Origin of the sequence: Coprococcus aceti (assembly GCF_025567285.1) — a bacterium.
GTDB lineage: Bacteria > Bacillota > Clostridia > Lachnospirales > Lachnospiraceae > Coprococcus > Coprococcus aceti.
In genome coordinates, this window is the sequence record NZ_JAOQJT010000008.1 from 53,974 (window position 1) to 67,104 (window position 13,131).

A 13,131-nucleotide genomic window follows, 5' to 3' on the forward strand; every position below is an offset into this window, starting at 1 on the left:
CCTTTAAATCCAAAAAAACGTAGTGACCCTTACTAATTAATAATAGCTGAATGGTATTGGGTTTACAAAATATAAAACTATACTTATAATAGAAAAATGGCTTTTTTGGTCATATTTTGGGCATTTGTTATTGATCAGATGTACTCTGATAGTAATGTGTGCATGCCAGGTTGTTTTGATTCGTACAAATGTCATAATAAATAATTACAACAATTCTAGTACGTTGATTTTTCAACATACTAGAATACTAAAAAGTGGAATAATACTATAAGCGAACAATATATCAGAATATATCAGGAGGTAACGAACATGGGAATCATGAAGAATATCGCACAGTCAGAGGTACTTAAGCTCAAGGATCAGGTGGCATATCAGGAGGGACAGGTCGTAAGTAAGACACTTGCCCAGAATGTATGCATGAGTATAACCTTATTTGCATTTGACAAGGATGAGGAGATCAGCACACACGAGTCTGACGGAGATGCATTTGTGACGTGCCTTGACGGTGTGGGCGAGGTGACAATAGACGGTGTCAAGTATGAACTCCACGAGGGCGAGTCAATAGTAATGCCTGCAAAGCATCCACATGCCGTATACGGCAAGGAGCAGTTCAAGATGCTTCTGGTGGTTGTGTTCCAGTTGTAATTGAATCACGGAGAAAACCAATGAAAAAAGCACTTGTGGTATTGATCGTAATGGTGTGTCTGGCAGCCGGAATATGGGGAATCTTCATGCTGAGAGGCAGCGCGGGGAAAGCCGGAGGCCACGTAGAAAATGACAATGGAAATACAGGCGTAGCTGCTGATGTCACGGAGAGCGGAACTACGACAGAAGAGCAGACCGCGGATAGCCAGGAAACGACGGAGGTGACCGAGGAGGAGAAGCCGAGTCTGGTGGATGAGACACTTGCTGGGATGACGCTTCATGAAAAGGTCTGTCAGATGATGTTTGTGACTCCGGAGGAGCTCACGGGAGAGGACGGCGTGACTGTGGCAGGGGATGCGACCAGACAGGCTCTGGAGAATTATCCTGTTGGCGGTATCGTGTACTTTGCGAAGAACCTTGAGAGTCAGGATCAGGTGAAGGAGATGATCGACAACTCCCAGAAGTACAGCAGTATAGGATTATTTGTGGCGACCGACGAGGAGGGCGGCGTAGTAAACCGCCTGATGGATACTGTCGGAACCACATATATAGGCTCCATGTACTATTACAAGGACGACGGAGACGAAACGGCATATGAGAACGCATACACCATAGCAAATGATATGTCGGCGCTTGGCTTCAATCTCGACTTTGCGCCGGTGGCGGACGTATGGTCGAACCCAGACAATACGGTTATCGGCGAGCGCGCATACAGTGATGACTACGCCCAGGCGGCAGAGCTCGTTGGAAATGCGGTGAAGGGCTTCAACGACGGAGGAGTCATGTGCACCCTGAAGCATTTCCCGGGGCATGGAGACACGGCGGAGGACTCACATTATAGCAGTGCCTATGTGCATAGAACAAAGGAAGAGATTATGGCGGATGAGATGCAGCCGTTCAGGTCGGGTATAGAGGCGGGGGCAGAATTTGTCATGGTCGGACATCTGATCGTCCCGGATATAGACGAGGTTCCAGCCACTCTCTCATACAAGATAGCGACCGGTATTCTTAGGGAAGAACTGAAGTTTGAAGGAGTTGCCATAACCGATTCATTTGAGATGGAATCCATAGCGGACAATTACAGTGTGGATGATGCGGTAGTGATGTCGGTAAAAGCCGGAATGGATATGATACTGCAGCCGAAGGATATGGCGTCGGCGGTGAATTCCATAGAACAGGCAGTGGCGGACGGCGAGCTGTCAGAGGACAGGATAGACGAGAGCGTCCGAAGGATACTCACCCTGAAGGAGAGCCGCGGACTGCTCAAATAGCAAACTATGTAGTAATCAAAACTATTTAACCTTGTTATATATATTACATTGTGGTAAAATTATTTTTATCTGGGGTGCAAAAATGCACTGTCAGCAGATAGAATGAAAAATACGAGGTATGAGATGAAAAGAGTAGTTGTAACAGGCATGGGTGCTGTGACACCTATAGGAAACAGTGTAGAAGAATTCTGGGATAATATAAAGAAGAATACAGTTGGTATCGGAGAGATCACAAAGTTTGATGTCAGCGATTACAAGTGCAAGCTTGCTGCTGAGGTGAAGAACTTTGATCCAAAGCAGTATATGGATCCAAAGGCGGCAAGACGTATGGAGCCATTTTGTCAGTATGCCATAGCAGCTACAGGCGAGGCAATCAAGGATGCAGGTCTTGACCTTGAGAAGGAAGACAGAACAAGGATCGGAACATGTATAGGAAACGGACTTGGCGGTGTGGCAACCATAGAGAAGGAGCACAAGAAGGTTGTAGAGGGCAAAGCGAACAGAGTCAGTGTAATGATGGTTCCTATGATGATATCCAACATGGCTGCGGGCAATGTTGCAATACAGTTTGGCCTTGAGGGCAAATGTACTGACATAGTTACAGCCTGTGCCACAGGAACAAACTCTATAGGAGAGGCTTACAGATATATACAGGCAGGAGAGGCCGATGTCATGGTTGCAGGTGGTGCAGAGTCACCTATCTGTGAGACAAATGTATCAGGATTTATCTCAATGACAGCGCTTTCAAGTGCAGAGGATCCTATGAGAGCGTCCATACCATTTGACAAGGACAGATGTGGATTTGTAATAGCAGAGGGCGCAGGAGTTGTTGTACTTGAGTCACTTGAGCATGCTCAGGCGAGAGGTGCCCAGATCCTGGCTGAGGTAGTCGGATATGGTTCAACCTGTGATGCATATCACATCACATCCCCTAAGGAGGATGGAAGTGGTGCAGGACGTGCCATGAAGCTTGCCATGGAGGAGGCCGGAATCACACCTGCTGACGTTGACTACATCAACGCACATGGAACAAGTACCCATCACAATGACCTCTTTGAGACAAGAGCCATCAAGTATGCTATGGGCGATGACGCATACAACGTGAACATCAATTCCACAAAGTCCATGATAGGACATCTGTTTGGAGCTGCCGGAGCAGTTGAGTTCATAACATGTGTGAAGTCCATAGAGGATTCATACATCCATCCAACAGTTGGTCTCCGCGAGACAGAGGGTGAGATGGATCTCAACTACACCATGGGCGAGGGTGTACACAAGGATATTACATATGCGCTCAGCAACTCACTGGGATTTGGCGGACACAACGCAAGTATACTTGTGAAGAAGTTCGAGGCATAATACAGGCAGGATTACTGATAATTACATATAACAGGAAAACATCACTTCAGACACAGGGGTGATGTTTTTTTGTGCGCTGTCCCAGGTTAATAAAATAAATATTTGGGGGACACAAACTAATAAAACCACAAAACAACACAAAAAAACATGAAAAACAAATGAAAACCAGAAAAACCCACAAAATGTGTTGACAATCCCACATGGCGTGGCTATGATACAAAGCAAAACAGAAGCGCGTATCTGATTTTAGAGTGCAAAGGGGCACGGAGATAGAACTGTAAAGTTTCATCTCTGTGCCCCTTTTGTTTTAACAGGGAAATCTTTTGGAGGTGGAATATGGCTACTAAATCAAGCATTATGGACACTAACAGCTACAGTGATGACTACAGTTCACTGCTCAGTAACACGACAAGGGATATGATAAACCGCCGTGAGAAATGGATGGGTGGTGCATACAGACTTTTCTATAGAAAGCCGGTCAACCTTGTGAGAGGACAGGGACAGTACCTCTGGGATGCAGAGGGGAATAAATATCTGGACATGTACAACAATGTGGCAGGAATCGGTCATTGCCATCCTGCTGTGGTCGAGGCAGTTACAGAGCAGATGAAGCTTTTAAATACCCACACACGTTATCTGCATGAGAGGATCATTGATTACAGTGAGGATCTGCTGAAGATGATGCCGGACGAGATAGACAAGATAATGTTCATGTGTACCGGTTCTGAGGCAAATGACCTGGCACTCCGAGTGGCACAGGAATACACGGGCGGCACCGGAATCATAGTTTCAAGGGAGGCGTACCACGGAACAAGTGCTCTGACATCTGGATGTTCACCAGCCCTTGGAAGTGAGCAGCCACTGCTTCCGAATGTAAGACTCATTGAGACACCTGACTATTACAGACATGGCGGTACACCTGAGGAGTTCACCGCATGGTACTTAGGAGAGATGCAGAAGAAGATCGATGAGCTTGCGGCTACAGGATATAAGTTCTCATGCTTCCTTGCAGATTCTATATTCTCATCAGATGGAGTACATCCGAATCCGGTCGGTTTCCTGAAGGCGGCCATCGATGTGGTACATAAGAATGGCGGTGTATTCATAGCTGATGAGGTGCAGCCGGGATTTGCAAGAACGGGAGATGCGTTCTGGGGATTCGCCAGACATGGGATCATACCTGACATGGTGACAACAGGAAAGCCTATGGGTAACGGAATCCCGATATCAGGACTTGCCGCCAAGCATGAGGTACTCGCCGCATTCAGCGACAAACTTCCATATTTCAATACATTTGGAGGAAATCCAGTGGCTATCGCAGCCGCACAGGCTGTGCTTAATGTCATAAAAGAAGAAAAGCTGCAGGATCATTGCAAGGTGGTCGGTGCAAAGCTTCTGAAAGCATTGCAGGAGGTAAAGGACAGACATCCTGATTCTGTGGGAGACGTCAGAGGCGCAGGCCTGTTCATTGGATTTGAGCTTGCGAAGAATGACGGCAAGAAGACTCCGGATCAGCAGAAGGCACTGGATGCCATCGAACTTCTGCGAGACAACAATGTACTGACTTCTGTTGCAGGCCCTTATGGAAATGTCTTAAAGCTTCGTCCGCCTATGGCATTCCAGGAGTGCGATATCGACTGGATAGCATCAACCCTCGATAAATGTCTGCATCAGCTTGAGTCATAGATAACACACGAAAAGGAGGAAGAATTATGAAAAAGAAGATTTGCTCAATACTTTTGGCAGCCGTACTGGCACTTACGGTGACTGCATGTGGAAGCTCTGGAGGAAGTACAGATGGGAGCACACAGGCAGTGACAACAAGCTCTGAGTCCAAGACGGACAAGGACACCCTGGTTATTCTGGGCGCTGAGAACTGGCAGGCTTCACTCAGCCCGCTGAAGCACACATCAACAATGATGCTTCATGCAGAGGCAATAGCTCTGGAACATCTACTGGTCATGGATGAGAAGACACAGGAGCCACAGCCTAATCTTGCTACTGAGTGGTCATATGACGACAGTCAGACAGTCTTGACGGTCAAGCTTCGTGAGGGCGTAAAGTTCCACGACGGTTCAGACTTTACCGCAGAGGATGCCGCAGCATCATGTGAGGCATATTCAAGCTCACAGAACGTATCCGGTTCATGGTGGGCAGATGAGTTAAAGTGTAAGGTCATCGACGATTATACATTTACCATAACTCCGGCATCGGGAAAGCCTCTTGGCTCTCTGGTCAATATGCTTTGTTCAACTCCGATAATGTCCGCTGACGATCTTGCAGATCCTGAGAACACTCTGGATAAGAGATACAACGGAACCGGCCCATACAAGATGGTAAGCTTTGAGAACGATACAGCGACATATGAGCTGTTCGACGATTACTGGGGAACTCTTCCTAAGATAAAGAAGATCGAGTACAAGTACGTTGCGGATGCCACAACACGTCTGTCAGCATTGCAGTCAGGTGAGGCCGATGTCATCGAGCGTGTTGATTCCGATGCGGTGTCTGTGCTTGAGTCAGACAGCAATATCGTGGTTGACAAGTTCCTCACCACAGAGTGTAAGCACCTTATTCCAAAGTTCAAGATGCCGCCTATGAATGAGAAGCTCGTCAGAAAGGCGATAGCCTACGCGATCGATTATGACGGAATCGTAAATGATATATTTGGCGGATATGCAGAGAAGGCAGACAGCTTTATCTCCTCAACTATATGGGGCTACAAGGCTGTAGGTGGTGTCGGCGAGTACGATCCTGAGAAGGCTGCAGAGTGCCTGAAGGAAGCCGGCTATGAGAATGGCGAGGGCCTTCCAGAGCTCAACATTTACACATCCGTTGGTTTTTACCCTAAGACAAAGGAATATTACGAGTACATTGCAGCTTGTTTACAGGCTGTCGGTATCAACTGTAAGGTCGTTCCACTTGATACTTCATCATGGGGCGATGTGTTATATGAAGAAACTCCTTGCTACATGATCGACTGTGGATGGCAGCCATCAGGTATCGAGCCTGAGCTGAAGCTGAATTCATGGTATGCAGCAGGTCGAATCAGCCACTATGAGCCTACGGCAGAGCTTCAGGACATCATGGACAGATTCGCAACTGAGACAGACCCAGATAAGAGAAAGCAGATCCTTCAGGACGAGTACCTTCCGGCCCTGGCAGAGGAGATGCCTGATATCCCTATCATCAAGTCCATGACTATCTTCGGAGTGAGATCAAATGTCAAGGGCCTTGAGTACACAAGTGGTGCAGATTATATCTTCACAAATGTCACAAAAGAGTAAGAGTATAGCAATACATTAGATTCACAAAAAGGGGCTGCATGTGTAAGGATACAGCATGTGGCCCTTTTTAAGAAGGGAGGAAATCAAAGTGCTGGGAACCGTTTTAAAAAGACTTGCACAGGGCATTTTTGTTACCTTTTGCGTTATATTTATCAGCTTTGTAATACTTCGAATGATACCGGGAGATCCGGCGAAGGTCATGGCTCCGACAGCAACAGTAGAACAGCAGCAGGCGATCAGAGACAGTATGGGACTGGAAAAGTCCATCCCGGAGCAGTTTAAAATGTACATGGTGAATCTGTTCCACGGAGATCTTGGAGAGTCATATTTCAAGAGCGATACAGTCCTGAATGTTATGGAGCAGGCCACACCTTTATCATTGATACTGCTGATATCTTCAGTGGTCATATCGATCATATTATCCCTGATCCTGGGAACCATCGCAGGACTAAATGGAAATAAATGGGAGGATCGTCTCATCTCGAGTATTGCGGTACTGTTCCAGTCAATGCCTAACTACTGGGTATCCTCCGTGTTGATCATTATTTTCTCAGTCAGACTTGGACTGCTGCCGTCAATGGATTATTCGGGACCTGCATCCTGCGTGCTCCCGACAGTTGCACTGGCACTTCCGCTCACGGCGGTGCTCACCAAGGTGGTGCGTTCCTCACTGATCGACAGTTACAATCAGGAATTTGTCAAGGTTGCATATGCGAGAGGAATATCGACAGTGGCGATATATTTCAAATACGCACTCAGGAATTCACTTATCCCTGTACTGATATCCCTAGGAACACAGCTTGGCTTTCTGGTAGGAAGTATCGTTGTTGTCGAGTATGTATTTAACTTCCCGGGAATCGGATACACGGTGTTAAATGCGATCCTTCGAAGAGACTACAACCTGGTCCAGGGAATTATCATTCTGTTTTCCGTATTCTTTATTGTTTTGAATATTGCCATTGATCTTGGAAGTATCCGTCTTGATCCACGAATGAGAAAAGCACAGGGAGGACTGTAATTATGAAGAAAAAAAGTAAATTTAGATCAGTCCTTCAGTGGATTGGTAAAAACAAATTATTTACACTTGGAATCATTATTGTAGGAATCTATCTCCTTGCCGGAATCTTTGCGCCGCTCATCGCGCCGTCGGACCCGGGCAAGGCAAATCCATCCATCAGATTATTGAAACCATTTCAGGATCCGGCACACTGGCTGGGAACTGATGCCATAGGACGTGATCTGTTCTCGAGACTTTTGTATGGGATCCGTACCTCAGTCATAATTGGTTTCTGCAGCGTTCTGCTGGCCGCCCTCATAGGACTGATAGTCGGAATCATATCCGGTCTCACAAGTCCGGGACCTCTGGATTCAGTGCTGATGAGAATCACCGATGTACAGATGGGATTCCCATTTATCGTACTTGCCATGATCGCACTCACACTGTTCGCACCGAATGAGGTGTCGGTAACCATAGTGCTGAGTCTGGCACTGTGGCCGGCCTATGCGAGAACGGTGCGGTCAAATGTAATACCCCAGAAGAGCACAGATTATATCGCAGCGGCAAAGCTCATGGGGGCGAGCTCATGGAGGATATCCACGAAGTATATCGGCAAGAATCTGATCCCTGCCATGCTTCCTCTCATACCGCTTGATATCGCCGGAATGATCATCAACGAGAGCTTGCTCAGCTACATGTCACTCGGTATAAATCCGCCAAAGATATCCCTTGGAAACATAATGTCTGATGCCCGTGGCTATATTGCATCTGATGCATGGTATATCATGATCCCCGGCATCGTTCTTATCATCATGGTTCTCGGACTGAATTTTATCGGTGACAATCTTCAGGTTCATTTCGATCCAAAGCTTCGCAAATAGGAGGATAACAGTATGGATAATAATACAGAAAAAGATACAGATGTGATCCTTGAGGTAAAGGATTTAAAGACCTATTTCAAGACCGGTCCGCACAAAGTCGTGAAAGCAGTTGAGGGAGTCAACTTCTCCCTGCGGAAGGGCAAGGTGCTTGGAATAATAGGAGAGAGTGGTTCCGGCAAGAGCGTGACGGCGAGATCGATACTGAGGATCGTGGAATCTCCGGGTTACATAGCAGGTGGCGAGATCAGGTTCAAAGGTCAGGATATACTGAAGCTCCCGGAGAAGGAGATGAAGAGCATCCGTGGAAATGAGATCTCCATGATATTCCAGGATCCTACTACATCGTTCAATCCCTACATGACAATTGGAGCACAGCTTGCCGAGGCCTATAACGCACATACCCCATCGGGTTCAGAAAAGGCAAAACAGGAGATAATGAGAGTTCTCAAGCTTGTCGGAATAACCAACGGCGAGGAGGTCATAAAGAAATACCCGTGTGAGTTCTCAGCGGGTTTCAGACAGAGGATATTCATAGCGATGTCAATGATATTGTACCCGGATCTGCTCATAGCGGACGAGCCTACAACAAGTCTTGGAATCACCATTCAGGCGGAGATCATCGAAGCCCTCAGTGAGGTGCAGAAGCAGACCGGCATCTCCATCATGATAATCACCCACGACTTTGGCGTGGTGTCCCAGTTCTCAGACGACATATTTGTCATGTATGCGGGAAGATGCGTGGAGTCGGCATCCAAGAAGGATCTGCTCAGAAATCCAAAGCATCCTTACACGGTTGGACTTATCCGTTCTGTTCCGCTTCTCGAGGCTCGTAAGACGAAGAGACTGAAATCCATTCCGGGATTCCCGCCGGATATGTCAAATGTCCCGGAGGGATGTCCATTTGCTTCCCGTTGTGAATATGCGAAAGATATATGTCATAAAGAGGTGCCGGCACTGAAACCGGTTGGAGAGGGACATATGTGTGCCTGCCATTTCCCACTGGATTATGACATTAACGAAGATACAGAATTGGGGTGATCATATGAAGGATATAGTATTATCTTGCGATAATCTGCTGAAGCAGTATCCGGTGAAAAAGGGAATGTTCAACAAGGTTGTCGGACAGAAGAACATAGTCGACCATGTCTCGCTGGAGCTGGAAAAGGGCAAGACACTTGCAATCGTCGGAGAGTCGGGCTGTGGCAAGACGGTGCTGACGAGAGTCCTGCTGGGAATTGAGGACAAGACGGACGGAAGTATCGTATTTGAAGGAAAATCCGTGGACGATATGACGCCCCAGGAAAAGAGCGATATGAAGGCAAAGATACAGATGATCTTTCAGGACACTCTGGGATCGCTGCATCCGAGAATGAGTATCCGTGAATCACTTGAGGAGCCATTGATCCTGAATGGAGTGAAGGACAAGGAGGAGAGGGAGAAGATCATTCTGGACACACTTTCACAGGTTGGAATGGCACCGATGTTCCTTGACAGATATCCGCATCAGTTATCCGGTGGACAGAGACAGAGGATAATCATAGCGCGGTGTCTGGTCGTCACACCGAAGATCATATTTGCCGATGAGCCTATATCGGCACTGGACGTGTCATTGCAGGCACAGGTCATAAATATGCTGATAGACCTGCAGGACAAATATAAGTTGTCCATGCTGCTGATCGCCCACGATCTGGCTGTGGTGAGACAGATCGCGGATCAGATAAAGATCATGTATTTCGGAGAGATAGTCGAGAGTGCACCGAGTAGCGAGATATACAAGAATGCGCAGCACCCATATACAAAGGTTCTGCTCAAGGCGGCTCCGAGTATAAGCAAGGGACTTGAGGATGCGGGCTTTGACATAGACCTTAAGCCAGGTGATATACCTGATCCGGCAAAGCCGATGCCGGGATGTCCGTTCTGTACACGCTGTATATATGCGGATGAACGTTGCATGAAGGAGCGCCCGGAGGAGACAGAGGTATCACCGGGACATACGGTTCGCTGTCACAAGGCAGGACAGATATAACAGAGATTAAGGAGGAATCGTGATGGAATATAGTGCAGTCAGTACGATATGGATTATGGTAGGAACGGTACTCATTTTCTTCATGCAGGCGGGCTTTGCGATGCTTGAGACCGGCATGACGAGGGTAAAAAATGCAGGAAATATCGCCATGAAGAATCTGGTTGACTATTGTATCGGTTCGGTGACGTTCTGGTTGATAGGATTCGGAATTATGTATGGCGGCGACGGAGCTGTACTGGGTAAGATCAAAGGTGTGGCAATGGAATCGGTATATGGAGGCGGCATGCTTCCTGACGGGATCCCATTCTGGGCATTCCTGATATTTCAGACAGTATTCGCTGCGACGGCGGCGACCATCGTGTCGGGTGCCATGGCGGCGAGAACTAAATTTGCAGCATATTGTATCTACAGTCTGATGATAAGTCTGGTGATCTATCCTATATCGGGACACTGGATATGGGGAGACGGCTGGCTGGCACAGCTCGGATTCCATGATCTTGCCGGATCCACAGTTGTACATATGGTGGGCGGTGCCGCTGCATTTGCGGGAGCGTGGATGCTCGGCCCGCGTATCGGAAAGTATTCAAGAAGCGGAAAGTCGAAGAAGATACCGGGACACAGCATGCCGCTGTCAGTGCTTGGAATATTTATCCTGTGGTTTGGCTGGTTCGGCTTCAACGGAAGCTCGGTTCTGCCACTGACAGGAGATACGGTGTCGCTAGTTGGCAAGGTGTTCTGTAACACCAATCTATCCGCTGCGGCGGGAGCAGTCACAGCGATGTGTATAAGCTGGGCGTGGAAGAAGAAACCAGATATCGCCATGACACTCAACGGCGCTCTGGCAGGCCTGGTTTCTATCACTGCGGGAGCCGACGTTATAAGTACGCCACTTGCGGTGTTGGTCGGAATCGTGGCCGGAGCGATAGTAGTTGGGGGAATGCATTTCATAGAGAACGTGGTAAAGATAGATGATCCTGTGGGAGCCATCGCGGCACACGGATTCGGTGGCCTGTGGGGAACTGTAGCGGTTGGATTGTTCTCAGATGGAACCGCTACAAAGACAAAGGGCCTGCTGCTTGGCGGTGGTGGCTACCAGTGCGGAATCCAGATTCTTGGCGGAATAGTTGTGTTCCTGTATGTATTTGCAGCTTCGGCACTACTGTTCAAGATCGTTCAGAAGACCATCGGCCTTCGTGTATCGGCTGAGGATGAGATGGATGGACTGGATATCAGTGAGCACGGATTTTCAAATACTTACACAGAGGTGCTGTCCTCAGACGGAATAAGCGCGCCTATGATGAATGTGCCTAAGATCGATGGCAAGGCATTTGACAGCACAGAAAATGCGGAGAATCTTAACATATCCAAGGTGGTTATCATAGCGAGAAAGAATAAGCTTGACGCATTGCTTCACGCCATGAATGACATAAATGTAACTGGAGTTACGATCACGGATGTGACCGGATATGGTATACAGAAGGGAAATAATGACAAATATTACCGCAGCTCGGATGCGGATCTGAACCTGCTTCCTAAGGTGAAGGTCGAGGTCATAGTCAGCACTGTACCTGTGTCCAGGGTTGTGGAAACTGCGGAGAAGGTGCTGTACTCCGGCAACTATGGCGATGGCAAGATATTCGTATACGATGTGAAAAATGTTGTGAAGGTTAGAACCGGAGAGGTTGGAAGAGAAGCATTGATTGATGAGAGCAAGTAGGAGAGGAGGCTTTTTTATGCGCAAGACAACAATTGATGAGGCGATCGCAAGGGTCGATGACTGGAAGGGCAAGGAGATCAGTTGCAAGCCCGTTTCAGGAGGAATAACGAATCCGAATTTCAAAGTGGATGTGGAGGGAGAGCATTTCTTCCTCAAGATACCGGGAGCCGGCACGGATTACATAAACCGTGAAGTATGCCACGAGGCAAATGTGATCGCGGACGAGAGCAAGGCAGGCCCAAGAGTCTATTATTATTTCGAGGATACAGGTGTTGAGATATTCCAGTGGCTTGACGGCTACCGCCAGGTGACATTTGGCGATGTGTATGACAAAGATATATTCCAGTCGATATTCGAGAGGATCAGGGACTTCCACCATCTCGAGACAAAGCCGCTGAACCTGAAGCAGAGCATATTTGAACAGGCGTGGGATATGAACGCAAGGGCGAAGAAGGGCGGCTATATATCACCGTTTAATGACAAGATGGAGTATCTGCTCTCTGCTATTGAGAAGGCGCTGGCGGGCAGTGAGGAGCTGTGTCCGTGCCACAATGATTTCTGGACAAACAACCTGATGTACAACGAGGAGACAAATGATCTGAAGATCATAGATTATGAGTATGCGTCCATGAATGATCCTTATGTGGATCTGGGTCTGATATCTGCTGTGAACTATTTCACCGAGGATATGGACGTGGAGATGATGAAGATATACGGCGGAGGCAAGGTTGATGAGAGAGCATTTGCTAGAATGAAGCTGAACAAGATAGCCTGCGATATCAAGTGGGCGTATTGGGCACTGTATCAGGCGGCCAGCTCCAACGTGGAGTTTGATTACATGAACTGGTATGGACAGAAGATGGCGAGACTGCAGCATTTCTGGCTCGATTCAAGGCTGGATTACTGGCTCGACGTTGCGAGGGAGAAGAGTACCCGTATCAGTTGATG

The 13,131-nt window shown here is 47.7% G+C and carries 11 protein-coding genes; all 11 read left to right on the forward strand.

Annotated elements, in window-relative coordinates; translation table 11 throughout:
- Positions 1–309 precede the first annotated feature (309 nt).
- The 11 genes from OCV54_RS11150 to OCV54_RS11200 all read left to right on the forward strand — a co-directional run bounded on the left by OCV54_RS11150 (position 310) and on the right by OCV54_RS11200 (position 13,129).
- The gene (locus OCV54_RS11150; protein WP_022216987.1) at positions 310–645 is read left to right on the forward strand and encodes a cupin domain-containing protein; all 336 of its coding nucleotides are present in this window, start codon (positions 310–312) and stop codon (positions 643–645) included.
- A 20-nt stretch (positions 646–665) separates the two neighbouring features.
- On the forward strand, positions 666–1,916 hold the full coding sequence (locus OCV54_RS11155; protein WP_055224019.1) for a glycoside hydrolase family 3 protein: 1,251 nt from the start codon (positions 666–668) through the stop codon (positions 1,914–1,916).
- Positions 1,917–2,018: 102 nt separating this feature from the next.
- A complete protein-coding gene (gene fabF / locus OCV54_RS11160; protein WP_015534627.1) occupies positions 2,019–3,275 on the forward strand; it encodes a beta-ketoacyl-ACP synthase II in 1,257 nt (418 codons plus the stop codon).
- Positions 3,276–3,611: 336 nt separating this feature from the next.
- Positions 3,612–4,961, forward strand: coding sequence for an aspartate aminotransferase family protein (locus OCV54_RS11165; protein ID WP_055224022.1), 1,350 nt, complete (start codon positions 3,612–3,614; stop codon positions 4,959–4,961).
- 26 nt (positions 4,962–4,987) lie between these two features.
- On the forward strand, positions 4,988–6,562 hold the full coding sequence (locus OCV54_RS11170; protein ID WP_055224024.1) for an ABC transporter substrate-binding protein: 1,575 nt from the start codon (positions 4,988–4,990) through the stop codon (positions 6,560–6,562).
- 55 nt (positions 6,563–6,617) lie between these two features.
- The gene (locus OCV54_RS11175) at positions 6,618–7,580 is read left to right on the forward strand and encodes an ABC transporter permease (protein ID WP_082418058.1); all 963 of its coding nucleotides are present in this window, start codon (positions 6,618–6,620) and stop codon (positions 7,578–7,580) included.
- A gap of 2 nt (positions 7,581–7,582) precedes the next feature.
- On the forward strand, positions 7,583–8,440 hold the full coding sequence (locus OCV54_RS11180; protein ID WP_015534630.1) for an ABC transporter permease: 858 nt from the start codon (positions 7,583–7,585) through the stop codon (positions 8,438–8,440).
- Between the two features lie 12 nt (positions 8,441–8,452).
- Positions 8,453–9,478: an ABC transporter ATP-binding protein gene (locus OCV54_RS11185; protein WP_015534631.1), complete on the forward strand. Its 1,026-nt coding sequence runs from the start codon at positions 8,453–8,455 to the stop codon at positions 9,476–9,478.
- 4 nt (positions 9,479–9,482) lie between these two features.
- The gene (locus OCV54_RS11190; protein ID WP_055224101.1) at positions 9,483–10,466 is read left to right on the forward strand and encodes an ABC transporter ATP-binding protein; all 984 of its coding nucleotides are present in this window, start codon (positions 9,483–9,485) and stop codon (positions 10,464–10,466) included.
- 22 nt (positions 10,467–10,488) lie between these two features.
- Entirely contained in the window at positions 10,489–12,183 is a 1,695-nt protein-coding gene (locus tag OCV54_RS11195) for an ammonium transporter (protein ID WP_055224026.1), read from the forward strand.
- Positions 12,184–12,199: 16 nt separating this feature from the next.
- Positions 12,200–13,129 (forward strand): choline kinase family protein, encoded by a 930-nt coding sequence (locus OCV54_RS11200; RefSeq protein WP_055224028.1) that lies wholly within the window; start codon positions 12,200–12,202, stop codon positions 13,127–13,129.
- Positions 13,130–13,131: the final 2 nt, after the last annotated feature.

Bases quoted from the DNA above. Each gene is read 5' to 3' on its own strand.
- OCV54_RS11150 (WP_022216987.1), top strand. From the start codon at position 310: ATGGGAATCATGAAGAATATCGCACAGTCAGAGGTACTTAAGCTCAAG.
- OCV54_RS11155 (WP_055224019.1), top strand. From the start codon at position 666: ATGAAAAAAGCACTTGTGGTATTGATCGTAATGGTGTGTCTGGCAGCC.
- fabF (WP_015534627.1), top strand. From the start codon at position 2,019: ATGAAAAATACGAGGTATGAGATGAAAAGAGTAGTTGTAACAGGCATG.
- OCV54_RS11165 (WP_055224022.1), top strand. From the start codon at position 3,612: ATGGCTACTAAATCAAGCATTATGGACACTAACAGCTACAGTGATGAC.
- OCV54_RS11170 (WP_055224024.1), top strand. From the start codon at position 4,988: ATGAAAAAGAAGATTTGCTCAATACTTTTGGCAGCCGTACTGGCACTT.
- OCV54_RS11175 (WP_082418058.1), top strand. From the start codon at position 6,618: ATGTGGCCCTTTTTAAGAAGGGAGGAAATCAAAGTGCTGGGAACCGTT.
- OCV54_RS11180 (WP_015534630.1), top strand. From the start codon at position 7,583: ATGAAGAAAAAAAGTAAATTTAGATCAGTCCTTCAGTGGATTGGTAAA.
- OCV54_RS11185 (WP_015534631.1), top strand. From the start codon at position 8,453: ATGGATAATAATACAGAAAAAGATACAGATGTGATCCTTGAGGTAAAG.
- OCV54_RS11190 (WP_055224101.1), top strand. From the start codon at position 9,483: ATGAAGGATATAGTATTATCTTGCGATAATCTGCTGAAGCAGTATCCG.
- OCV54_RS11195 (WP_055224026.1), top strand. From the start codon at position 10,489: ATGGAATATAGTGCAGTCAGTACGATATGGATTATGGTAGGAACGGTA.
- OCV54_RS11200 (WP_055224028.1), top strand. From the start codon at position 12,200: ATGCGCAAGACAACAATTGATGAGGCGATCGCAAGGGTCGATGACTGG.